Annotated in this window: 16 protein-coding genes and 1 riboswitch; of the genes, 5 read left to right on the forward strand and 11 right to left on the reverse strand. The window is 72.7% G+C overall.

Annotation, left to right across the window (positions count from 1 at the left end):
• The first annotated feature begins 106 nt into the window (after positions 1 to 106).
• Positions 107 to 796 (forward strand): DUF1963 domain-containing protein, encoded by a 690-nt coding sequence (locus CP980_RS07070; protein ID WP_150493090.1) that lies wholly within the window; start codon positions 107 to 109, stop codon positions 794 to 796.
• Positions 797 to 818: 22 nt separating this feature from the next.
• Here CP980_RS07070 and CP980_RS07075 read toward each other — a convergent pair whose 3' ends face one another.
• Genes CP980_RS07075 through CP980_RS07085 form a run of 3 tightly spaced genes read right to left on the reverse strand, consistent with a single transcriptional unit; the run spans position 819 to position 4,398 of the window.
• Positions 819 to 2,330, reverse strand: coding sequence for a precorrin-2 C(20)-methyltransferase (locus CP980_RS07075; RefSeq protein ID WP_150493092.1), 1,512 nt, complete (start codon positions 2,328 to 2,330; stop codon positions 819 to 821).
• Entirely contained in the window at positions 2,327 to 2,974 is a 648-nt protein-coding gene (locus CP980_RS07080) for a precorrin-8X methylmutase (RefSeq protein ID WP_150493094.1), read from the reverse strand. The genes CP980_RS07075 and CP980_RS07080 overlap by 4 nt, the downstream gene beginning before the upstream one ends.
• A complete protein-coding gene (locus tag CP980_RS07085; protein WP_229906814.1) occupies positions 2,971 to 4,398 on the reverse strand; it encodes a cobalamin biosynthesis protein CobG in 1,428 nt (475 codons plus the stop codon). Before CP980_RS07085 ends, CP980_RS07080 begins: the two co-directional genes overlap by 4 nt.
• Positions 4,399 to 4,576: 178 nt before the next feature.
• Positions 4,577 to 4,654: riboswitch (cobalamin riboswitch) on the forward strand.
• Between the two features lie 53 nt (positions 4,655 to 4,707).
• Here CP980_RS07085 and cobN point away from each other — a divergent pair.
• Both cobN and CP980_RS07095 read left to right on the forward strand, forming a co-directional pair.
• Complete coding sequence (gene cobN / locus CP980_RS07090) at positions 4,708 to 8,316, forward strand: cobaltochelatase subunit CobN (RefSeq protein ID WP_132759320.1); 3,609 nt, start codon at positions 4,708 to 4,710, stop codon at positions 8,314 to 8,316.
• Positions 8,317 to 8,548: 232 nt separating this feature from the next.
• Positions 8,549 to 10,780, forward strand: a complete 2,232-nt coding sequence (locus CP980_RS07095) for a terpene synthase family protein (protein WP_150493098.1) — start codon at positions 8,549 to 8,551, stop codon at positions 10,778 to 10,780.
• 42 nt (positions 10,781 to 10,822) lie between these two features.
• Here the strand turns inward: CP980_RS07095 and CP980_RS07100 are convergent, their stop codons facing one another.
• The 7 genes from CP980_RS07100 to CP980_RS07130 form a co-directional block, all read right to left on the reverse strand.
• The gene (locus CP980_RS07100) at positions 10,823 to 12,055 is read right to left on the reverse strand and encodes a GNAT family N-acetyltransferase (protein ID WP_150493100.1); all 1,233 of its coding nucleotides are present in this window, start codon (positions 12,053 to 12,055) and stop codon (positions 10,823 to 10,825) included.
• 68 nt (positions 12,056 to 12,123) lie between these two features.
• On the reverse strand, positions 12,124 to 13,428 hold the full coding sequence (locus CP980_RS07105) for a YncE family protein (RefSeq protein ID WP_150493102.1): 1,305 nt from the start codon (positions 13,426 to 13,428) through the stop codon (positions 12,124 to 12,126).
• Positions 13,429 to 13,552: 124 nt separating this feature from the next.
• Entirely contained in the window at positions 13,553 to 14,716 is a 1,164-nt protein-coding gene (locus CP980_RS07110; protein ID WP_132759316.1) for an XdhC family protein, read from the reverse strand.
• A 74-nt stretch (positions 14,717 to 14,790) separates the two neighbouring features.
• A complete protein-coding gene (locus CP980_RS07115; protein WP_132759315.1) occupies positions 14,791 to 16,254 on the reverse strand; it encodes an NCS2 family permease in 1,464 nt (487 codons plus the stop codon).
• Between the two features lie 382 nt (positions 16,255 to 16,636).
• Positions 16,637 to 19,042, reverse strand: coding sequence for a xanthine dehydrogenase subunit D (gene pucD, locus CP980_RS07120; protein WP_150493104.1), 2,406 nt, complete (start codon positions 19,040 to 19,042; stop codon positions 16,637 to 16,639).
• A gap of 2 nt (positions 19,043 to 19,044) precedes the next feature.
• Positions 19,045 to 19,677 (reverse strand): (2Fe-2S)-binding protein, encoded by a 633-nt coding sequence (locus CP980_RS07125; protein ID WP_132759313.1) that lies wholly within the window; start codon positions 19,675 to 19,677, stop codon positions 19,045 to 19,047.
• Positions 19,678 to 19,679: 2 nt separating this feature from the next.
• The gene (locus tag CP980_RS07130) at positions 19,680 to 20,576 is read right to left on the reverse strand and encodes an FAD binding domain-containing protein (protein ID WP_099888898.1); all 897 of its coding nucleotides are present in this window, start codon (positions 20,574 to 20,576) and stop codon (positions 19,680 to 19,682) included.
• 254 nt (positions 20,577 to 20,830) lie between these two features.
• On the opposite strand from CP980_RS07130, the gene CP980_RS07135 reads away from it, so the two are divergent.
• Positions 20,831 to 22,510 (forward strand): PucR family transcriptional regulator, encoded by a 1,680-nt coding sequence (locus CP980_RS07135; RefSeq protein ID WP_132759312.1) that lies wholly within the window; start codon positions 20,831 to 20,833, stop codon positions 22,508 to 22,510.
• 176 nt (positions 22,511 to 22,686) lie between these two features.
• On the forward strand, positions 22,687 to 23,475 hold the full coding sequence (locus tag CP980_RS07140; protein ID WP_132759311.1) for a hypothetical protein: 789 nt from the start codon (positions 22,687 to 22,689) through the stop codon (positions 23,473 to 23,475).
• A 58-nt stretch (positions 23,476 to 23,533) separates the two neighbouring features.
• Here the strand turns inward: CP980_RS07140 and CP980_RS07145 are convergent, their stop codons facing one another.
• The gene (locus CP980_RS07145; RefSeq protein ID WP_150493106.1) at positions 23,534 to 24,199 is read right to left on the reverse strand and encodes a GntR family transcriptional regulator; all 666 of its coding nucleotides are present in this window, start codon (positions 24,197 to 24,199) and stop codon (positions 23,534 to 23,536) included.
• Positions 24,200 to 24,285 lie beyond the last annotated feature (86 nt).

Below are 24,285 nucleotides of genomic sequence, written 5' to 3' on the forward strand. Positions count from 1 at the left end.
GCACAACGGGAAGACAGCCCGGCAGGGCGTCAGTCGGTGGCGGAGCCACGACGGGCGGAACCCGCTGCGCGTATCGATGTCAGTGGCTGCTCCTACCCTCTGCGGTATGAGCGCCACCACCTTGCTGATCCACAACGGCTCCGCCGCACCCGATGCCCCCGTCAGCCGTATCGGGGGGCTTCCGCTGGCCCCCGCGGGCACCCCGTGGCCCACCTGCACGGCCTGTTCGGGGCCGCTGCAGTTCATTGCGCAGATGGTCCTGGACGGCGGGCGCGGGGTCCTCGCCGTCTTCATGTGCGCGAACGATCCGGGCTCGTGCGACGAGTGGAGCGCCACGTCCGGCGGGAACAGGGCGTACCTCTTCCCGCTGGAGGGGCTGGTGCCGATACCCCTGCCCGCGCTCCCCGCCTGCGCGGGCGACGGCGAGGAAGCCGGTGAGGACACGGACGGCGACGAGGACGAGGACGAGGACGAGGACGACGTCCGGCAGCTCGGGGCGGTCCGCACCGTCGAGCGGGTGGCGGTGGCCGGGCCGGAGTACGGGGCCGCGGCCAGGGCCTGGTCCGAGCGGAGCGGGCGCCCCAGGGGCCAGGTGCTCGGTCAGCTGGGCGGCGCCGCCGACTGGCTCCAGTACGACGAGACGCCCGATTGCACCGACTGCGGAAGGCCGATGGCATTCGTCGCGCAGCTGGAGGAGGGGCCGGATCCCCTGACGGCCCCCAACTTCGGCTCCGGCAGCGCCTATGCGCACGCCTGCGCGCCCTGCGGCCGGGCGGCGTTCCTGTGGCAGTGCTGAGGAACGCCGCCCCGCCCGGCGGTCAGGCCTCCGGGTAGCGGCGCGGGGTCCACGTCACCCGGGAGCCGTCCGGCCGCTCGGTGACCTGGGTCTGCGAGGAACCGATCAGCAGGATCGTGCGCATGTCCACCTCGGACGGCTCCAGTTCGCCGAGCGCGAGGACGCGGACCGACTGCTCGGAACCGCCCACGTCCCGCGCGACGACCACCGGGGTCCGCTCCGGACGCAGCTCCAGCAGCAGCTCCTTGGCCTGGGCCACCTGCCAGGTCCGGCTGCGCGAGCCCGGGTTGTACAGGGCGAGCACCAGGTCCGCGGCGGCGGCCGCGCGCAGCCGCTCCGCGATGACCTCCCAGGGCTTGAGCCGGTCCGACAGGGAGATGGTGGCGTAGTCGTGGCCGAGCGGGGCCCCGGCCGCGGCGGCCGCCGCGTTGGCCGCGGTCACCCCCGGCAGGACCCGTACGGGCACGTCCTTGTACTCGGGCTGCCCGGCGACCTCCAGGACGGCGGTGGCCATGGCGAATACGCCCGGGTCGCCGCCGGAGACCACGGCCACGCGCTTGCCGCGCCGGGCGAGGTCGAGGGCGAACTCGGCGCGCTCCGACTCCACCTTGTTGTCGGAGCCGTGCCGGACCTGGCCCGGCTTCGCGGGGACGCGGTCCAGGTACGTGGTGTACCCGACGAGGACCTCGGCGTCGGCCAGCGCCCGCCGCGTCTCGGGGGTGAGCCAGAGCGGCCCGGCCGGCCCGGTGCCGACGACGACGACCTCGCCGGGCCCGGAGGGCACGCTGCCCGGGTTGCCGATGCGGCTGGGCACCACGGCGACGGCGAAGTACGGGACGGAGTCGGGGTCGGTGTCGGCGAGGACGCCGGTCCGCTCCCCCTCCATGGTGGCCCGCTCCACGTACCGGGCCTCCGCGAGGCGGCCGCTGCCCTCCATGGCCCGGCGCACCGCGGGGAAGGTGCGGCCGAGCTTCATCACGACCGCGGAGTCGGTGGCGGCGAGGCGGGCGGTGAGCTCCTCCTCGGGCAGGGTGCCGGGCAGGATCGTCAGCACCTCCTCGCCCTCGACGAGCGGGGTGCCCAGGCGGGCTGCGGCGGCGCTGACCGAGGTCACGCCCGGGATCACCTCGGCCTCGTAGCGGTCGGCGAGCCGCTTGTGCATGTGCATGTACGAGCCGTAGAAGAGCGGGTCGCCCTCGGCGAGCACGGCGACGGTCCGGCCGGCGTCCAGGTGCGCGGCGAGCCGGGCGGCGGACGCCTCGTAGAACTCCTCCATCGCGCCCTGGTAGCCGCCGGGGTGGTCGGTGGTCTCGGTGGTGACCGGGTAGACCAGCGGCTCCTCGACGTGGTCGGCGCGCAGGTGCTTCGCGGCGATCGAGCGGGCGATCGAACGGCCGTGGCGGGCGCTGTGGTACGCGACGACATCGGCCTCGGCGATGACCTCGACGGCCCGCAGCGTCATCAGGGAGGGGTCGCCGGGGCCGAGCCCGACGCCGTACAGCTTTCCGGTACCGGTACCGGCTGCGGTGCTCATTCTTCCTCGCTCGCGATCGCGTTGACGGCGGCGGCCGCGATGGCGCTGCCGCCGCGCCGGCCGCGCACGATCAGGTGGTCGAGCCCGGAGGCGTGGGCGGCGAGCGCGTCCTTGGACTCGGCGGCGCCGATGAAGCCGACCGGGACGCCGATGACGGCGGCGGGGCGCGGGGCGCCCTCCTCGATCATCTCCAGCAGCCGGAACAGGGCGGTCGGCGCGTTGCCGACCGCGATCACGGAGCCCTCCAGCAGGCCGCGATCGCGCCAGACCTCCAGCGCGGCGGCGCTGCGCGTGGTGCCCATCTTGGCGGCGAGGGCCGGCACGGCGGGGTCGGAGAGGGTGCAGACCACCTCGTTGTCCGCGGGCAGCCGCTTGCGGGTGACGCCGCTGGCGACCATCTGCACGTCGCAGAGGATCGGCGCGCCGGCGTGCAGCGCGGCCCGTGCGCGGAGCACGACCTCCGGGGTGTAGCCGAGGTCCTGGGGCAGGTCGGTCATTCCGCAGGCGTGGATCATGCGCACCGCGACCTGCGCGACGGAGGCGGGCAGCCCGGAGAGGTCCGCCTCGGCGCGGATCGTGGCAAAGGACTGGCGGTAGATGGCCGCGCCGTCCTTCTCGTACTCGAACACTGTGTACTCGCTCATTTCTTCGCTGCGTCATGGGAGGTGGTGCGGTGGACGGCCGCGAGGGCCGCGGGAAGTTCGCGGGGCGTGACGCCGTGGCGCGGGGCGGCGCCGGGCGCGGTGAGGTCGTACCCGGCGGGGGTGGCGACGAGGTCCACCCAGGCGGTGCCGCGCGGATGCCCGCACCGGCGCTCGCACCCGGACCAGTGCACGGGCAGCGGCGGGCCGGCCGTCGCCGGGGCCGCCTGCGGTACGACGGCCCGAGCGTCGGCGCGCACGTCGGTACGGGACTTGGCGCAGCCGGGGTGCCCGGTACAGGCGGTGACGGACCGCCAGGGATCGCCGGGACGGGTCACGAGACCGGCCGCACCGAGCGCGTCCAGCGCGTCGAGCGCAGGGCGGGCGGTAGGCGGCGCGCCCTCCGCCCGGGGGGTGCCGGCGGCTTCGGCGGTCTCGGCGGCTTCGCCGGTGCCTGCGGTGGTTGCGGTGGTTGCGGTGGCCGCGGGTCCGGCGGTCAGGCCGGGGACGACGATCCCCCGCCAGGGGGTCAGGCGCATGCGTCCCGTCAGGCCCGCCAGGAGCCGCCACTGCGCGGTGGTCAGGCGGCCCAGCGGCGCGATGACGCTGAGCGCGGCGCTGCCGTCGCGGCCCTCGACCACGCCGGGCTCGGGAGCGGGCGCGCCCAGCCCGACGGGAGCAGGTACGACACGGGCCGGAGCCCCGGCGGCGGCCAGACGATCGACCAACTCTGCGGGATCCAGGGCGTGTTCGGCAGGCAGCTCCGACACCCGCCAGGCCCGGGTGCCGGCTTCCCGGGCGGCGTCGAGGAAGTACCCGGCGGCCACGAGGGCGGCCCGCGGGGCGTCGGCGGCGGCCACGAGCAGGGCGTCGGCCTGCCCGGCGGTCCACAGCAGGGCCCGGCCCCGGTCGTGGGCGGCCAGGTTCACGTCCGCGTCGAGGGAGGTGACGTCGCCCCGGCCGTCGTCGAGGGCGAACAGGAAGCGCCCCGACAGCCCGGCCGCCGGAGCGCTCGCGCACAGCAGCCGGTCCAGCTCCGCGACCCAGGGGGCCACGTCGGGCAGGCCCCGCCGGTCGAGGCCGGTCAGCGGCGAGGCGACGATGTTGCGGACCCGTTCGTGGGTAGGCGCGGGCAGCAGCCCGGCGCGCATGAGCACGGACTGCAGCTCGCCGCCGCAGCCGGCGCCGAGCCCGCGCAGCTGCGCGTTGCCGCGCGAGGTGAGGTCGATGTGCCCGTCGCCGAGCCGGTCCGCCGCGTCGGCCAGCAGCCGGGCCGCGTGCCCGTCGAGCATTCCGCCGGGGATCCGGACCCGGGCCAGGAACCCGTCGTCGGCCGCGTGCAGCCGCAGCGCGCCGGGGCAGGCGTCACCGCGGTCACGTATGACGGGTTCGTCCCGTGATGCGGCGGAAGGGGGCTGGGGCGGCATGGCGGCGAGCATACCCACGATTCCCCGACCCCGGCCTGTGTCCGTCACCACCCGCCCCCTGCGCCCCACCCTCCGCCCGACCTGCCCCGATCCGCTCCCCGGGCGTCGGACACCCCCACTCCCGGCCGGGGAGGGCGGCACCTAAGATGACCACCGGCGGAGCCACGTGGCCCGCTGGGAGGAAGCCCGGTGCGAATCCGGCGCGGTCCCGCCACTGTGAACCCGCGGAGCGATCCGCCGGGTGAGTCAGGAACTCCCGCTGTCCACACTGCCCGGGGCGCGGAAACCCCGAGGAAGGCATGCCGCCGCATGATCCTGCTGCTGTCGACGTCCGACACCGATCTGCTCAGCGCCCGCGCCGCGGACGGCCCCGTGCCGTACCGGTTCGCGAACCCCTCCCGCCTTCCCCTCGACGACCTCCCCGCCCTGCTCGACGGCGTCGACCTGGTCGTCGTACGCCTCCTGGGCGGCCTGCGCGCCTGGCAGGACGGGCTCGACCTGCTCCTGGCACCGGCCCAGACCCGCCCCGTGGTCGTGCTCACCGGCGAACAGGCCCCGGACGCCCAGCTGATGGAGGCTTCCACGGTCCCGATCGGCATCGCGGCCGAGGCGCACGGCTACCTCGCCCACGGCGGCCCCGCCAACCTGGACCAGCTGGCCCGCTTCCTCTCCGACACCGTGCTGCTGACCGGCCACGGCTTCGAGCCGCCCGCCGCCGCGCCCACCTGGGGCCCGCTGGAGCGCACGCCGGTGCGCCCGTACGGCCCGCGCATCGCCGTGCTCTACTACCGCGCCCACCAGATGAGCGGCAACACCGCCTTCGTACACGCGCTGTGCGACGCGATCGTGGAGAGCGGCGGTACACCCGTTCCGCTGTACGTGTCCTCCCTGCGCGCCCCGGAGCCGGAGCTGATCGCCGAGTTGGAGTCGGCGGACGCGATCGTGACCACGGTCCTCGCGGCCGGCGGCACCAAGCCCGCCACGGCTTCCGCCGGCGGCGACGACGAGTCCTGGGACGCGGGCGCCCTCGCCGGCCTCGGCGTCCCGATCCTCCAGGCCCTGTGCCTGACCGGCTCGCGCAGCGCCTGGGAGGAGAACGACGAGGGCCTGTCCCCGCTCGATGCCGCGACGCAGGTCGCCGTCCCCGAGTTCGACGGCCGCCTGATCACCGTCCCGTTCTCGTTCAAGGAGCTCGACGAGGACGGGCTGCCGGCGTACGTGGCCGACCCCGAGCGTGCCGCCCGCGTCGCCGGGATCGCCGTCCGGCACGCCCGGCTGCGGCACATCGAGCGCCGCGACAAGAAGATCGCGCTCGTCCTGTCCGCGTACCCCACCAAGCACTCCCGCATCGGCAACGCGGTCGGCCTCGACACCCCGGCGAGCGCCGTGGAGCTGCTGCGCACCCTGATCGCGGGCGGCTACGACTTCGGCCCCGTCGAGGACATCCCGGGCCTGGTCTCGGGCGACGGCGACGAGCTGATCCGCGCCCTGATCGAGGCCGGCGGCCACGACCAGGACTGGCTGACCGAGGAGCAGCTGGCCCGCAACCCGGTCCGGATCCCGGCCGCCGACTACAAGCGGTGGTTCGCCGAGCTCCCCGCCGAGCTGCGCGAGAGCGTCGAGGAGCACTGGGGCGAGGCCCCGGGCAACATGTTCGTGGACCGCTCCGCGAACCCGGAGGGCGACATCGTCCTCGCGGCGCTGCGCCGCGGGAACCTGCTCGTCCTGATCCAGCCCCCGCGCGGCTTCGGCGAGAACCCGATCGCGATCTACCACGACCCGGACCTGCCGCCCTCGCACCACTACCTGGCCGCGTACCGCTGGATCCAGGCGAGCGCGCAGGACGGCGGTTTCGGCGCCGACGCGATGATCCACCTGGGCAAGCACGGCAACCTGGAGTGGCTGCCGGGCAAGAACGCCGGCCTCTCTGCGGCCTGCGCGCCCGACGCAGCGCTGGGCGACCTGCCGCTGATCTACCCCTTCCTGGTCAACGACCCGGGCGAGGGCACCCAGGCCAAGCGCCGCGTGCACGCCACCCTGGTCGACCACCTGGTGCCGCCGATGGCGCGCGCGGAGTCGTACGGCGACATCGCGCGCCTGGAGCAGCACCTCGACGAGTACGCGCAGATCTCCGCGATGGACCCGGCGAAGCTGCCGGCGATCCGCGCGCAGATCTGGACGCTGATCCAGGCCGCGAAGCTGGACCACGACCTGGGGCTGGAGGAGCGCCCGGACGACGACGGCTTCGACGACTTCCTGCTGCACGTCGACGGCTGGCTGTGCGAGGTCAAGGACGCCCAGATCCGCGACGGACTGCACGTCCTGGGCGGTGCGCCGACCGGTGAGGCCCGGGTCAACCTGGTCCTCGCGATCCTGCGCGCCCGCCAGATCTGGGGCGGTACGACGGCCCTGCCGGGTCTGCGCGAGGCGCTCGGCCTCGACGAGTCGGCCGCCACCCGTACCACCGCCGACGAGGCGGAGGAGACGGCCCGCGCGCTGGTCCAGGCGATGGAGGACGCGAACTGGGCCCCGGAGGCGGTGGCTTCGGTCGCGGCCGGACACTCCGCTGACGTGGCGGCCGTACTGGACTTCGCGGCCCGCGAGGTGGTCCCGCGCCTCGCCGGCACCACGGACGAGATCGCACACGTCGTGGCGGCCCTCGACGGCCGCTTCGTCCCGGCGGGCCCCTCGGGATCCCCCCTGCGCGGCCTGGTGAACGTCCTGCCCACGGGCCGGAACTTCTACTCCGTCGACCCGAAGGCCGTCCCCTCCCGCCTCGCGTGGGAGACGGGCCAGGCCCTGGCCGACTCGCTCCTCACCCGCTACCGCACGGACAACGGCGAATGGCCGGCCTCCGTGGGCCTGTCCCTGTGGGGCACGAGCGCGATGCGCACCTCCGGCGACGACGTCGCCGAGGCGCTCGCCCTGCTCGGCGTCCGCCCGGTCTGGGACGAGGCCTCGCGCCGCGTCACGGGCCTGGAGCCGATCCCGCTCGACGAGCTGGGCCGCCCCCGCATCGATGTGACCCTGCGCATCTCGGGCTTCTTCCGGGACGCGTTCCCGCACGTCATCGGCCTGCTGGACGACGCGGTACGGCTGGCGGCGGGGCTGGACGAGCCCGCCGACCAGAACTTCGTCCGGGCCCACGCCCAGGCGGACCTGGCCGTCCACGGTGACGAACGCCGCGCGACGACCCGTATCTTCGGCTCGCGCCCGGGCACGTACGGCGCCGGCATCCTCCAGCTGATCGACTCCCGCGACTGGCGTACGGACGCCGACCTCGCGGAGGTCTACACGGTCTGGGGCGGCTACGCGTACGGCCGCGGCCTGGAGGGCCGGGCGGCGCGCGAGGAGATGGAGACCGCGTACAAGCGGATCACGGTGGCCGCGAAGAACACGGACACCCGCGAGCACGACATCGCCGACTCGGACGACTACTTCCAGTACCACGGCGGCATGGTGGCCACGGTCCGCGCGCTGCGGGGCACCGCCCCGGAGGCGTACATCGGCGACTCCACCCGCCCGGAGACGGTCAAGACCCGCACGCTGGTGGAGGAGACCTCCCGCGTCTTCCGGGCCCGCGTGGTCAACCCGAAGTGGATCGAGGCGATGCGCCGCCACGGCTACAAGGGTGCCTTCGAGCTGGCGGCGACGGTCGACTACCTCTTCGGCTACGACGCCACGACGGGCGTGGTGGCCGACTGGATGTACGACAAGCTGACCGAGACGTACGTCCTGGACCCGGAGAACCGCGCCTTCCTGGAGGAGGCCAACCCCTGGGCCCTGCACGGCATCGCGGAACGCCTCCTGGAGGCCGAGTCCCGCGGCATGTGGGAGAAGCCCGACCCCCAGATCCTCGAATCCCTCCGCCAGGTCTACCTGGACACGGAAGGCAACCTGGAGGCCGACTCGGAGTAGTCGTGTCCCCGACGCGGGCCGTCCTCCTCACCTCCGGAAGGTGAGGAGGACGGCCTTTTTTTCGTGCACGTATCCGCCACGGGGCACCTGCGGCGCGGAACGGCTCATGCGTCACCTGAAGCGGTGAACTCTTCCTTGTCCCGGCGGCGAAAGGGGTAGTGCCCTGCTGATCTCGTGCGGGGGGCCGCAGGCAAGGGCCCCCGCGCCCTCGGACGGAAAGGTCCAGCCCGCCGTGACACAGCCGTTTCAACTGCCGGATTTCTATGTGCCGTATCCGGCGCGACTGAACCCCCACCTGGAGGCCGCGCGAGCGCACACGAAGCGGTGGGCCCGCGGCTTCGGGATGCTGGAGGGCTCGGGCGTGTGGGACGAGCGGGACCTCGACGCGCACGACTACGCGCTGCTGTGCTCGTACACCCACCCCGACTGCGGGGCCGACGCGCTGAACCTGGTCACCGACTGGTACGTGTGGGTCTTCTTCTTCGACGACCATTTCCTGGAGGTCTACAAGCGCACCCAGGACCGCGAGGGCGCCAAGAAGTACCTCGACGGGCTGGCGGCCTTCATGCCGATGGACCTCGCCGACGGGTTCCCCGAGCCGGCGAACCCGGTCGAGGCGGGCCTGAAGGACCTGTGGTCGCGCACCGTGCCCGCGATGTCGATGGACTGGAGGGAACGCTTCTCCGAGTCGACGCGCAACCTCCTCAACGAGTCGATGTGGGAGCTGCACAACATCAACATCGGCCGGGTGGCGAACCCGCTCGAATACATCGAGATGCGCCGCAAGGTCGGTGGCGCCCCCTGGTCCGCCGGGCTGGTCGAGTACGTGTCCGCGGAGGTGCCGGCCCGGGTCGCGCACGCGCGCCCGCTCGAAGTGCTCCGCGACGCCTTCTCCGACGCGGTGCACATCCGCAACGACCTCTTCTCCTACCAGCGCGAGGTGGAGCAGGAGGGCGAACTCTCCAACGCCGTCCTGGTCCTGGAGACCTTCCTGGACTGCACCACCCAGGAGGCCGCCGACCTGTCGAACGACCTGCTGACCTCGCGGCTCCAGCAGTTCGAGTACACGGCCCTCGCCGAGGTCCCCGCGCTCGCCGCGCAGCACGGGCTCGACCCCGTCGAGATGGCGTCCGTACTGGCGTACGCGAAGGGACTGCAGGACTGGCAGTCCGGCGGGCACGAATGGCACATGGTCTCCAGCCGCTACATGAACAAGGAGGCCCAGGGGGCGGCCGCGGCCCCGCTCACCCTGCCCTTCCTGCCCACCGGGCCGGGTACCGCCGCCCTGGACCTGCGCTCGCTGTTCGCCCCCCGCGCCATGGAGCTGCGCCGGCGCAGCTTCACGCACGTGCCGTTCCAGAAGGTGGGCCCCTCGCTCCTGCCCGACTTCTCCATGCCCTTCCCGCTCACCCTCAGCCCGCACCTGGACCTGGCCCGCCGTGAACTCGTCGACTGGTCCAGGGAGATGGGCCTGTTGGAGCCGCAGCCCGGCGATCCCGGCTCCGACATCTGGGACGAGGACAAGCTCGTCGGCATGGACTTCGCCCTGTGCGCGGCGGGCATCGACCCCGACGCCACGGCGGAGGCGCTGTGCCTGGCCGCGCAGTGGCTGACCTGGGGCACCTACGCGGACGACTACTACCCCAAGGTGTTCGCCGGCTCGAAGTCCCCGGCGGCCGCCCGCGCGGCGACCGACCGGCTGGTCTCGATGATCCCGGTCGACCCGGCCGAGGCCCCGGAGCCGGTCACCGCGATGGAGCGCAGCCTGAAGGAGCTGTGGGCCCGGACCGTCGCCGGGATGAGTCCCGCGATGCGCGCGGAGTTCCGCGGGCACGTCATCGGGATGCTGGACAGCTGGGTCTGGGAGATCGGCAACGCCGTCGTGAACCGGATCCCGGACCCGGTGGACTACGCCGAGATGCGCCGCTTCACCTTCGGCACGTACATGACGATGTTCCTCGCCAAACTCGGCCACGAGGACGACGGTGTGCCGCCCGAGGTCTACCGCGACGGGGTGATGCGGTCGCTGGAGAGCGCGGCGGCGGACGTCGGGTGCATCATCAACGACCTCTTCTCGTACCAGAAGGAGATCGAGGTGGAGGGCGAGGTGCACAACCACGTCCTGGTCACCCAGAACTTCTTCGACATCGACTACCCGCGGGCGTTCGCGATCGTCGCCGACCTGATGGTGCAGCGCACGAAGGAGTTCGAGCACATCCGCGACCACCAGCTTCCGGTGCTGTACGAGGACCACGGACTGGACGCCCGGGCGCGGGCCTCGCTCGACGCCTACGTACGGGAGTTGGAGGACTGGATGGCCGCGGTCCTCAACTGGCACCAGAGCGTGCGCCGTTACCGCGACGAGGACCTGCACCCGAGGACGGCCGGACGGGGGCCGGGGGCGCGGCTCGGCCAGAGCTCCTCGTTCGGGATGGCGGCTGCGCGGATCTCCCTGCCCGCCTGATCCCGCCCGGCCTTGCCGGTCGGCGGCCCGGCGCGCCTCCCCTCAGAACTCGTCCGCCGTGTGCGGCAGCAGGGGGGTGTGCAGGGCCGCGTCCAGGGCGGCCGCCGCGCCGGGCGTCCGCTCCGCCACCAGCCCGGCGGCGACCAGCTCGGCGGCCCGGGTGCCGCCCAGGTAACAGGCCGCGAGGTCCCGTACGTCGAACTCCAGGTCGGCGGGGGCGGTGGCGCGCTCGTACGCGGTACCGTCCGGGCCCGCCTTCAGCCGGTACCGGCCCGCGTTCGCCGGCAGCCGTACGTCGGCCACCTCCAGCACCACCTCCACCGGCGCGGCCCAGGAGCGCCGGGTCAGCGCCGCCCGCACGTCGACCAGCCGCAGCCACAGCGCCGGGAACTGGGCGGTGACCCTGACCTGGTCCCGGTCGGCGGCGAACCGCAGCAGCGGATCGTCCAGCGGGCGGCCCCAGGCGCGGACCCTGCCGGTGAGGTCGAGGCCGGCCAGGCAGTCCCACAGGGCGGCGGCCACCGCCGGGGTGTCCGCCTCCAGTTCGTCGACGCGGACCAGGCCGGGGCCGCGGGCGGGGGCGCCGTCGGCCTCGTGCTTCGTGCGGTAGAGCACGTACCCCGCGATCGGCTCGCCCGGATCGCCGAGGACGATGATCCGGGGCGGACCCAACTCCTCGTCCTCCTCGTCCTGTTCGCTGAGCCAGGACTCGTTCCAGCGCTCGGCGTCGCGGGTGGGGCGGCCGGGCCGGCCGGCGCGGGCGGCCTCGTGGTACGGCCCGATCAGCGCGATCGCGTCCCGCGGGTCGACCAGCCGCAGCGGGCGCGCGTCCGGTGCGATGCGCAGGGCCAGCGGCCGGGTGGAGTCGATCTCGACGGTGGCGCCCTGGGTGGCGCAGCCGTAGCCGAAGCGGCCGTAGATGGCGGATTCGGAGGCCCACAGCGCGGCGATCGGGCTGCCCGCGGCCCCCGTGCGCCGCAGTTGCTCGTCCATCAGCGCGGTGAGCACGCCGCGGCGGCGGTGGGTGGGGGCGACGCTGACGAAGGTGAGCCCGGGGCAGGGCAGGTCCGCCCCGGGCACCGAGAGCCGGAAGTCGTGCGCGGCCATGAAGCCGACCAGCGCGTCCCCGTCGTACGCGCCCAGCCGGGCGCAGGTGCGCAGGAGGGCGTGGTGGCGCCGGCGGCCCTCCGCTTCGGGGCGGTCGTGGAAGACCAGGTACGCGAGCTCCAGAGCGCGGTCGATGTCGGCTTCGGGTACCTCACGGATGTCCACCATGATCCGGAGACTAATCGGTCATCGCGGACCGGTCACCCCATAAGGACCGGGGTGGCCGGTGGGCGTCGTTACCGCGGGCCCGTCCAGCCGGTGGGGACGTGGCCGATCCGGACCCGCTGGGGGTGGTCGCCGACCGGGACGGACACCCGCTTGGCGCCGGTCGCGAAGTCGATGGCGGTGACCTGGTCCGCGCCGCTCTCGGAGATCACGCAGGCGGTGCCGTCCCCGTCGACGGTGGCCCAGTACGGCTTGTTCGCGGGCACGAGCGGCCCCTCGGTGAGGGAGGCGCGGTCGACGACGGTGGCGTAGTCGTCCATCGTGCCCGCGACGCAGAGCTTGGTCCCGTCCGGGCTCATGGACATGCCGTGGTGGCGGGAGTCGTTGACCCAGGTGGTGCGGTCGGCGTTGGTGGCGGGGTTGCGGGGAAGCTCCTTGATCCGGGTGATCCGGTCGCCGGCCACGTCGTATTCGACGACCCCGTTGAAGAAGGACACCTGGAAGTAGAGCTTCGACTCGTCGGGGCTGAAGGACATCGGGCGGACGGCGTCGGAGAGGTCCGGGCGGCCGAAGGCGTCGAGCCGCTCGCGCATGTCGATCACCCGGACCGTGCGGAAGGTCTGCGCGTCGACGACGGTGATCTTCCGGTCGCCCTTCGTCCAGTCCAGCCACGGCGCGTCGAGGGCGGAGGTCACGTCCCCGATGGAGCTGTTCCACAGGAAGCGGCCGTCGCGGCTGAAGGTGTTCTCGTGCGGCTTGTCGCCGGTCGGGAAGGAACCGAGCTGCCGCCCGGTGGCGATGTCGAGGACGTGCACGGTGTTGGCGGTGGAGGCCGAGACCGCGACCCGGGTGCCGTCCGGCGAGACCGCCATGTGGTCGGAGCGGAAGCCGGAGACGGGGAAGCGCCAGTTGATCCGGCCCGTGCGGACATCGATCGAGACGACGTCGGCGAAGCTGGGGCGGGAGGCGACCACGGCGGAGCCGTCGGCGGTGGTGTACATGTCGTCGACGAACTGGTCGTGGCCCTCGCCCGCGCCGGCGCGGATGCCGAGGAAGAAGGCGAGCTTGACCGGGTTGAGGTAGATCTCCCGGAGCCGCTCCTCCTTGTCGGGGATCATGTTGATCCGGCCCACCTTGGCGAGGTCGCCGGTGGAGGCGAGCACGTCGGCGGTGCCCTCCCAGTTGTTGCCGACGAAGAGCACCTCGCGGACGTCGGCGCCGGCGGCGGGGCCGGCGACCGGCGCGGACGCCGAGGCGGGCCCGCCCGCCAGCGAGGCCGCGACCAGGACGCAGCCGGCCAGGAGCGTACGGACGGGGGTACGGGCGGGGGTGCGGGTGGTGCGTGCCGTACGGGCGGTGCGTGCGGTCCGGGACATCCGCTCAACTCCGTTACAGGAAGGCGCTGTTACCGGCCGGTAAAATAGGCGGGACGGCGAAAGGGCGCAACCCCCGCGGGGTCACGCCCTAAGTCGTCCTCCAGCGCCTTTCCGGCGCCGCCCTTCAGGCGACCGAACCGATCCGGCCGATCACCGTCTTCGAGACGTCCGGGTGGATCGGTATGTGCGCTCCGGTGAGGGCCGCGCCCGAGCCGCCGCGGCGGTTCGCCACGATCTCGGCGGCGATGGACAGCGCGGTCTCCTCCGGGGAGCGGGCGCCGAGGTCCAGGCCGATCGGGGAGCGCAGCCGGGCCAGCTCCAGCTCGCTCACGCCGACGTCCCGCAGTCGCTTGTTGCGGTCCTCGTGGGTGCGTCGGGAGCCCATGGCGCCGATGTAGGCGACGGGCAGCTTGAGGGCCAGTTCGAGGAGCGGGACGTCGAACTTGGCGTCGTGGGTGAGCACGCACAGGACGGTCCGGCCGTCCACCGCGCCCGCCGAGGACTGGGCCCGGAGGTAGCGGTGCGGCCATTCGACGACGATCTCGTCCGCCTCGGGGAAACGGTTCTTCGTGGCGAACACCGGCCGGGCGTCACACAGGGTGACGTGATAGCCGAGGAACTTGCCGATCCGCACCAGGGCGGACGCGAAGTCGATCGCACCGAAGACGATCATCCGCGGCGGCGGGACGCTGGACTCGACGAGCACCTTGAGCGGCTCCCCGCAGAGCCGTCCGTCGGCGCCGATCTCCAGCACGCCGGTGCGCCCGGCGTCGAGCATCGCGCGGGCCTCCGCGGCGATGGTGCGGTCCAGCTCGGGGTGGCCCCCGAAACCGCCCTCGTGACCGCCCTCGCCCCGGACGAGCACGGCCCGGCCCAGGAGCTCGGCCGGCCCTTCCGCGATCCGGGCGACGGCGGCGGCCTCACCGCGGGAGGCCGCGGCCAGCGCGGCCGCGAACACCTCCCGCGCCGGGGATCCCACCGGTACCGGGGTGATGAGGATGTCGATGATCCCGCCGCAGGTCAGGCCCACGGCGAAGGCATCGTCGTCGCTGTAGCCGAAGCGCTCCCGGACGGTCTCGCCGTCCTCCAGCGCCTGCTGGCACAGCTCGTACACCGCGCCCTCCACGCATCCGCCGGAGACCGATCCGATGGCCGTGCCCTCGCTGTCGACGGCGAGCGCGGCTCCGGGCTGCCGGGGCGCGCTCCCGCCGACCGCCACCACGGTGGCGACGGCGAAGTCTCGTCCCTGCTCGACCCACCGGTTCAGTTCTTCGGCGATGTCCAGCATTGCGGCCTCCTCGGAGGGGTTCGATTACCAGTATCGGATGCGTGGAGGGTCAGGGCCGGATCACCGGCGCCGCCTTACTTCACACCGAGCCACGCCTCGATGGGGTGCTCCGCGAAGAAGATCACGAAGATCACGGTCAGTGCCCACATGAAGGCACCGATCTCGCGGGCCTTGCCCTGCGCGATCTTGATCGCCACGTACGAGATCACGCCGGCGGCGACACCCGCGGTGATCGAGTAGGTGAAGGGCATGAGCACGACGGTCAGGAAGACCGGGATGGCGGTCGCGCTGTCGGCCCAGTCCACGTGGCGGGCGTTCTGCATCATCATCGCGCCGATGACGACCAGGGCCGCGGAGGCCACCTCACCCGGGACGATCTGCGTGATCGGGGTGAAGAAGAGGCAGGCCGCGAAGAAGAGGCCGGTGACGACGGAGGCGAGGCCCGTACGGGCGCCCTCGCCGACGCCGGTGGCGGACTCGACGAACACGGTCTGGCCGGAGCCGCCGGTCAGGCCGCCGATGGCACCGCCGGCGCCGTCGATGAACAGCGCCTTCGACAGGCCCGGCATGCGGCCCTTGTCGTCGGCCAGCTTGGCCTCGGTGCCGACGCCGATGATGGTGGCCATCGCGTCGAAGAAGCCGGCGAGGACGAGGGTGAAGACGATCATGCCGATCGTCATGGCGCCGACGTCGCCCCAGCCGCCGAAGGAGACCTGGCCGAAGAGGGAGAAGTCCGGCATCGAGATCGCGGACCCGTCCAGGGTCGGCGCGCCGTTCTTCCAGGCCTTCGGGTCCACGTCGGCGACGGCGTTGACGATCGCGGCGACCACGGTGCCGCCGACGATGCCGATCAGGATCGCGCCGGGGACCTTGCGGGCCTGCAGCATGAAGATGGCGAGCAGGGTGATGCAGAAGATCAGGACGGGCCAGCCGGAGAGCTGGCCGATCGCACCGAGCTGGACCGGAGGGGAGAACTCCCCGCCGTTGCCCACGAAGCCGGCCTTCACGAGGCCGATGAGGGCGACGAACATGCCGATGCCCATGGTGATGGCGTGCTTGAGCGCGAGGGGGATCGCGTTCATGATCATCTCTCGGAGGCCGGTGACGACCAGGAGACAGATCACGACGCCGTACATCACGCACATGCCCATGGCCTGCGGCCAGGTCATCTGGGGCGCGACCTGCGAGGAGAGCACGCCGGAGACCGACAGGCCCGCGGCCAGGGCCAGCGGCACCTTGCCGACGAAGCCCATGAGGAGCGTGGTCAGGGCCGCGGCGAACGCCGTGGCGGTGATGAGAGCCTTCTGGCTCATGGTGTCTCCGGCGACGTCCTTGCCGGAGAGGATCAGCGGGTTGAGCAGGAGGATGTACGCCATGGCCATGAAGGTCGTGACTCCGCCACGAATCTCATTGCCGACGTTGGAACCTCTGTGCGTGATGTGAAAGTACCGGTCGAGCCAAGAACGCCCGGCGGGGTTGCGAGAGCCGTCGCCGGCCTCTTCCGCGCTGGTCTTGGGCTCCACAGACGACTGGGTCATGGTGCCTAACTCCCAAGGTTCAAAGGGGCACCCGCATGAAGATTGAAGACGCGGGATTTGGGAAACTCCGTTGGCTGCACGACCCGGGGTGACGGCCCGAGGCGACGCGAAATTGCACTGCGTGTACTGCGGGTACTGCGGGGGTTCTGCGGTACTGGCCGGTACGGGTGGCGACGCCGGGATGACCGGGGCCACCGGGTGTTGCGGTGGGGGTACTGCCGGTGGAACGGACCGCGAGCGGAGCGGTCTTCTCGTACTCCGGACTTCTGGCTCCGGGCGGTGCGACAGGAAGTGTGACGTTCCCGGTGTCCCACCGCCCGGAGAGTCTGTGGGGGTCCGGGGGCCTTGCGGCGGGGCCTTGCGGCCCCCGGACCACGCCGTCCTAGAGGGTGCCGGTGAGGGCTTCCGGACGGATCGGCGTCTTGTTGAGCTCCAGACCGGTCGCCGCCCGGATCGCCGCGAGGACGGCCGGGGTGGACGACAGGGTGGGGGCCTCGCCCATACCGCGAAGGCCGTACGGCGCGTTCGGGTCGGCGAGCTCCAGGACGTCGACCGGGATGGTCGGGGTGTCGAGGATGGTCGGGATCAGGTAGTCCGTGAAGGAGGGGTTGCGCACCTTCGCGGTCTTCGGGTCCACGATGATCTCCTCCATGATCGCGACGCCCAGGCCCTGGGTGGTGCCACCCTGGATCTGGCCGACCACGGAGAGCATGTTCAGGGCCTTGCCGACGTCCTGCGCGGTCGCCAGCTCGACGACCTTGACCAGGCCGAGCTCGGTGTCCACCTCGACCACCGCGCGGTGCGCGGCGAAGGTGTACTGGACGTGGCCGTCGCCCTGGCCGGTCTTCAGATCGAAGGCGACGGTCGGCCGGTGCCGGAACTCCAGCTCCAGGTCGATCGCGTCCTCGCCCTCCAGGATGTCGGCGATGTCCGCGAGGACCTCGCCGCCGTCGGTGACGACCTTGCCGCCTTCGAGGAGCAGCTCGGCGGTCGCCCAGGCCGGGTGGTAGGACCCGTTCTTGCGGCGGCCGATCTCCAGGAGCGCCTCGCGCACGGCTTCACAGGTGTTCTTCACGGCGCCACCGGTCATGTACGTCTGCCGCGAGGCGGACGTGGAACCGGCGGAGCCGACCTGCGTGTCGGCCGGGTGGATGGTGACCTGCGTGACGCCCAGCTCGGTACGGGCGATCTGCGCGTGGACGGTGACACCGCCCTGGCCGACCTCCGCCATGGCCGTGTGCACCATCGCGACGGGCTCGCCGTTGATGACCTCCAGGCGCACGCGGGCGGTGGAGTAGTCGTCGAAGCCCTCGGAGAAGCCGACGTTCTTGATGCCGACCGCGTAGCCGACGCCGCGCACGACGCCCTCGCCGTGGGTGGTGTTGGACAGGCCGCCCGGCAGCGCGCGGACGTCCGCACCCTCGCCGGCGCTCTCCCACTGGCGCTCCGGCGGCAGCGGGCGGGACTTGACCCGGCGCAGCAGCTCGGCGACGGGCGCCGGGGAGTCCACGACCTGGCCGGTGGGCATGATCGTGCCCATCTCCATGGCGTTCAGCTGGCGGAACTCGACCGGGTCCATGCCCAGCTTCGCCGCGAGCTTGTCCATCTGGGCCTCGTACGCGAAGCAGGCCTGGACGGCGCCGAAGCCGCGCATCGCGCCGCAGGGCGGGTTGTTCGTGTAGAGCGCGATCGCCTCGATGTCCACGTCCTCCAGGACGTACGGACCGACCGACAGCGAGGAGGCGTTGCCCACGACCGCCGGGGAGGCCGACGCGTACGCGCCGCCGTCCAGGACGATCTTGCACTTCATGTGCGTGAGCTTGCCGTCCTTGGTGGCGCCATGCTCGTAGTACAGCTTCGCCGGGTGGCGGTGCACGTGGCCGAAGAAGGACTCGAACCGGTTGTAGACGATCTTGACCGGCTTGTTCGTGGCCAGGGCCAGCAGGCAGGCGTGGATCTGCATCGAGATGTCCTCGCGGCCGCCGAAGGCACCGCCGACGCCCGAGAGCGTCATGCGGACCTTCTCCTCGGGGAGACCGAGGACCGGGGCGATCTGCTTGAGGTCCGAGTGCAGCCACTGGGTGGCCACGTAGAGGTCGACGCCGCCGTCCTCGGAGGGTACGGCGAGGCCGGACTCCGGGCCGAGGAAGGCCTGGTCCTGCATGCCGAAGACGTACTCGCCCTCGACGATGACGTCGGCGCGCTTGCGGGCCTCCTCCACGTTGCCGCGGATGATCGGCTGGCGGTGCACGATGTTCGGGTGCGGGACGTGACCGGAGTGGTGGTCGTCGCGGCCCGGGTGGATCAGCGGCGCGTCCGCGGCGAGGGCGGAGGCCTCGTCCGTGACGAGCGGCAGCTCGCGGTAGTCGATCTTGATCTTGGCGGCCGCGCGGCGAGCGGTCTCCGGGTGGTCGGCGGCCACGAGGGCGACCGGCTCACCGTGGTGGCGCACCCGGCCGTTGGCCAGGACCGGGGTGTCCTGGATCTCCAGGCCGTAGTTCTTCATCTCGGCCGGCAGGTCGTCGTACGTCAGCACCGAGTAGACGCCCGGCATGGCCAGGGCCTCGGAGATGTCGATCGAGGCGATCTCGGCGTGGGCGACGGTGCTGCGCAGGGTCTGGCCCCACAGCATGTCCTCGTGCCACATGTCCGAGGAGTACGCGAACTCGCCGGTGACCTTGAGGGTGCCGTCCGGGCGGAGCGTGGACTCGCCGATGCCGCCCTTGTTGTGCTTCTGGGTGACGTTGGTCGGCGTGCCGGCCGGTACCGTGCGGGTGTTCTGAGCCATGGTCAGACCGCCTCTCCCTGACGTGCGGCCGCCAGGCGGACCGCGTCGAGGATCTTCTCGTAGCCCGTGCAGCGGCAGAGGTTGCCGGACAGGGCCTCGCGGATGTCCTGGTCGGACGGGGAGCTGTTCTGTTCGAGCAGCGCGTCGGCCTGCACCAGCAGACCGGGGGTGCAGAAACCGCACTGCACGGCGCCGGCGTCGATGAACGCCTGCTGGATGTTGGAGAGCGGGGCGCCCTCGCCGGTCTGCGAGTCGGCCGCCCGCGAGCGGAGCTCGCTGTTGGGCCCGTGCGCCTGCCACTGCTTGGCCGCGTCCAGGGAGACGCCGCCCTTGGAGCCGCAGCCGCCGGTGCCGCAGGCACCGCCGTGGCCGTGCTCCTCGCGCTGCTTGGCGAAGTCCGCCAGACCCTCGACGGTCACGACGTCGCGACCCTCGACCTGGCCGGCGGCCACCAGACAGGAACAGACCGGCACGCCGTCGAGACGGACGGTGCAGGAACCGCACTCGCCCTGCTCGCAGGCGTTCTTCGAACCCGGCAGGCCGAGCCGCTCACGCAGCACGTACAGGAGGGACTCGCCCTCCCATACGTCGTCGGCTTCCTGCTGACGGCCGTTGACGGTGAAATTGACGCGCATGATTACGCAGCCCCTTCGAGCGAGCGGCCGTGGCCGGTTCCGCGGTACTGCTCCCAGGTCCAGACGAGCTGGCGGCGAGCCATGATGCCGACCGCGTGACGGCGGTACTTCGCCGTGCCGCGGACGTCGTCGATCGGGTTGGCCGCGCCGGAGGCGAGGTCACCGAACTGCTTGGCGATCGACGGGGTGATGACCTTGCCGGACTCCCAGAAACCGCCCTCTTCGAGCGCGGCGTTCAGGAACTCCTCGGCGGCCTTCGCACGGATCGGGGTCGGCGCGGCCGAGCCGATGCCGGTGCGGACCGTGCGGGTCTCGGGGTGCAGCGCCAGGCCGAACGCGCAGACGGCGATGACCATCGCGTTGCGGGAGCCGACCTTGGAGTACTGCTGGGGACCGTCCGCCTTCTTCACGTGGACGGTCTTGATGAGCTCGTCGGCGGCGAGCGCGTTGCGCTTCACGCCGGTGTAGAACTCGTCGATCGGGATCAGGCGAGAGCCGCGTACGGACTCCACCTCGACCTCGGCGCCCGCCGCGAGCAGCGCCGGGTGGGAGTCGCCCGCCGGCGAGGCGCAACCGAGGTTGCCGCCGACGCCGCCGCGGTTGCGGATCTGCGGGGACGCGACCGTGTGCGAGGCGAGCGCGAGACCCGGGAGCTCCGTCCGGAGGTTCTCCATGATCTGCGTGTACGGGACGGAGGCGCCCAGACGGACCACGTCCTCGCCGACCTCCCACTCCCGCAGCAGACCGATGCGGTTCAGGTCCAGGAGGTACTCCGGCCGACGGTGGTCGAAGTTGATCTCGACCATGATGTCGGTGCCACCCGCAATCGGCACAGCTGTGGGGTACTCGGCCTTAGCGGCGAGCGCCTCCTCCCAGCTGGCGGGGCGAAGGAAGTCCATGTGCGGCTCTCTTCTTCTTCATCGTGTCGTTCACTTCAAGCCAGGAGGCCCTCAGGCCCTCGACTGGTCGTTCACGTGCTGTTAACGCGGTGTGGAGTCAGTACACAAGCCGTGCGTCCCTCGGGTGCAGTCACCGAAACCATGAAGGAGTTGGCTGGCGGCCTCCCTCGTCTTGTAGATTCGTATGAAAGGCAGGATGCAACGACCTGCCCGATTTCCAACGGCAACATTCGAGACAGATCGGCGGCGACACCATGCGGCTGCGCGCACTGCTGGAAACCGAGGCGCTGGGGCTGCGGCTGCTGGGCGGCGAGGACGAACTCGACCGGACGGTCCGCGGCGTCATGACGACCGACCTACGGGATCCCAGCCGATACCTCACCGGGGGCGAACTCGTCCTGACCGGCCTGGCGTGGCGAAGAAATTCGGCCGACTCCGAGCCATTCGTACGAATCCTCGCGAGCGCGGGCGTCGCGGGCCTCGCGGCCGGCGAGGCGGAGCTCGGGGACATCCCCGACGATCTCGTTTCAGCCTGTCGGCGCAACCGGCTGCCGCTGTTCGCGGTGAACGAAGACGTTGCATTCGCCACGATCACCGAGTACGTCGTGCGGCAGGTCTCCGGCGAGCGCGCGGGCGATCTCGCGGCGGTCGTGGACCGGCACCGCCGCCTCATGACGTCGGGCCCCGCGGGGGGTGGACCCGATGTGGTGCTCGATCTGCTCACCACCGACCTCGATCTGCGGGCGTGGGTGCTGTCCCCCACGGGCCGGCAGATCGCCGGGGCGGGCGAACCCCTGGCGCCGGGCGTCTGCGCGACCCTGGCCGGAGAGCACCTGGCGGCGGTCCGCACCGGGCGCAGGGGCCCGCACCGGATCTCCATCCAGGGTATTACGTACTCCCTCTTCCCGATCAGGGGCGCGGGCCGTGGCCCGGGCGGCCCCGGCGCCCGTGACGTGCGCGAAAGCGTGCTCTCGGACTGGTTCCTGGCCGTCGAGGCCGACGCCGGGGACTGGCCCGCCGAGCGGCTCGACCTGCTCCAGGGCGTGACCCAGCTGATCGCCGTCGAGCGCGACCGGCGCGACGCGGCCCGTACGGTGCGCCGCCGCCTGGCCCAGGAGGTGCTGGAGCTGGTCCAGACGGGCGCCGCGCCCGCCGAGATCGCCGCCCGCCTGCGGGTCGCGGCCCCGGTGCTGCTCCCGGGGCTGGGCACCGCCCCGCACTGGCAGGTCGTCGTGGCGCGGGTCGACTGGGACGGCGGGGACATCCCCGGCGGCCCGGTGGCCCAGTCGCTGCTGGAGGAGATCCTCGTCGACCCCTCCGTCTCGGGGCCCGAGCCCTCGGACCGCATCGCCGTCGCCCACGCGGGCGACGAGGCCATCGCCCTCGTACCGCTGCCCGCGCTCCCGGCGGAGCCCGGCGAGGAGAAGGGCCCGGACCGCGCCCTGAACGCCGACGAGCTGCTCTCGGCCGTACGGGAGCCCCTGCAGGCGGGCCTCGCCGACGACGGCCGGCTCACCCTGGGCGTCAGCGCGGCCGTGCACTCCGCCGAGGGGCTGCGCGGGGCGCTGGAGGAGGCCCGGCACGCCCGCCGGGTCGCCGCGGCCCGCCCGGGCCGCGTCTGCGCGGCGGGCCACCACGAGCTGGCCTCGCACGTGCTGCTGCTGCCGTTCGTCCCGGACGACGTGCGCCGCGCCTTCACGGCCCGCCTGCTGGACCCGCTGCGGGACTACGACCGCCGCCACCGCGCGGAGCTCATCCCGACGCTGGAGGCCTTCCTGGACTGCGACGGATCGTGGACGCGCTGCGCGACGCGGCTGCACCTGCACGTCAACACGCTGCGGTACCGGGTCGGGCGAATCGAGCAGTTGACGGGGCGTGACCTCTCGCGGCTGGAGGACAAGCTCGACTTCTTCCTGGCACTGCGGATGAGCTGAGCGGATCCGGCCGGGGCCCCCGCCCGCACGGCCCGCGGCCGGCGCGGGGCCCCTGACACGTCGTCCGGACTTTGTGAAAGAGTTCACCCGACCCCTTGGCCGAAGGCTCCGATCCGTGCTCTCATTTCGCCCCAGGGCTCAACGACGTGCTGCTTGGTTGCTTTGGGGAGGGCAATGTGGCGGATACCGCCATGTCCGGTGCCGGAACTACCGGGGGAGACGACCCCCTCCAGCGGGCGATATGGCGGCTGCGTTCGCGCGGCTGTTGGAGCGACGCGGCGGCCCTGCTGACGCCCCATCTGCACGACGCCGGCGCGGCCGTGCAGCGGACCGCGCTGCTGGTCGAGCGGTGCCTGTTCACCGGGCAGGGCTGGGCCGAGGCGGAGGACGCCCTGCGGGTCGCGGAGGCGGTGGCCCACGACGACGACGAGCGGGGCGCGGCGGCCTGCGAGCGGGGACAACTGGCGTACGCGGCGACCGTGCTCGGGGTCCGCGACCGTTCGGACGAGGCGCGGTCCGCCCTGGGCCGGGCGGCGGCGCTGCTGTCCCCCGGGTCCCGGACCCGCCCGCTGCTGGACTTCCGGCGGGGGCTGGTCGCGGAGCACCTCGCGGACGCCCCGCAGGCGGCCCGTCCGGCGTACCGCCGGGCCCACGCGGGGGCGCTGGCCCACGGGGACACACTGCTGCTGTCCTTCACCTGGCGCCACCTGGCCGCGCTGTCGCTGCGGGACGGGGAGGTGGCGGAGGCCCGCAAGGGCTTCGCGGAGTCCCTGCGGATCCGTGAGGACCTGGGCTTCCTGATCGGTACCGCCCCCGCGCTGGCGGCCCTGGCCGAAGCCGAACCGGAACCGGAGGCGGCCCGTCTGCGCGCGGAGGCCCGCCGGCTGTTCCACCTCCTGGGCGGGATCCCCACCTGGCTGGCCGACCAGCTCCACCCGGACAGGCCCAGCCCCGCCGGCGTCTGACCCACCGCTCCTCCGGGGGCGAGGGCCCGAGGTCTCGCAGGCCCGGGGCGCGCCCGGCTCAGGCCGTACCGAAGTGGCTGCGGAGCACCTGCTCCACCAGCGGGAGATCACCCGCGATCAGGGCCTCCAGCAGGGCCGTGTGCTCCGCCGCCGCCGCCACGAGCTCGGCCCGCCGCACCCGCGGGACCCCCGGCAGCGGCCACTGGGACCGCCGGTGGAGGCCCTGGGCCACCGAGACCAGCTGCTCGTTCCCGCCCAGGGAGAGCAGCTCCCGGTGGAAGGCCCGGTCCGCGTCCGCGTACCCCGCCGGGTCACCGGCCTCGGCCGCCTCGGCCGCGGCCGCCGCCGCCGGCCGCAGCTCCGCCCAGGCCTGCGCCGGGACCGTACGGGCCAGGCGCAGCACCACCGGTACCTCCAGCAGCGCCCGTACCTCCGCCAGCTCGGCCATCGCCCGCGGCGTACGCGAGAGCACCCGGAAGCCGCGGTTCGGGAGGCATTCCACCGCCCCCTCCAGCGCCAGCTGCTGCATCGCCTCGCGCACGGGCGTCGCGGAGACGCCGAAGCGCTCCCCCAGGGCCGGTCCGGAGTAGATCTCCCCCGGCGCCAGCTCCCCGTCGACGAGGGCCGCGCGCAGCGCGTCGAGCACCTGCCCGCGCACCGAATGCCGCAGCACCTTCCGGGCCGGGAACAGGTCCTTCACCCCGGTGGGGGCCGCTTCGTGCATTCGGTCCTCCTCGGGGTCTCGACCTGACACATGTCCCCAGAGAATAGGCGAATCGGTCCGGCGGGTGCTGGTACGGCCGCCCTAGA

Source organism: Streptomyces vinaceus (assembly GCF_008704935.1).
GTDB classification, from domain to species: Bacteria; Actinomycetota; Actinomycetes; order Streptomycetales; family Streptomycetaceae; genus Streptomyces; species Streptomyces vinaceus.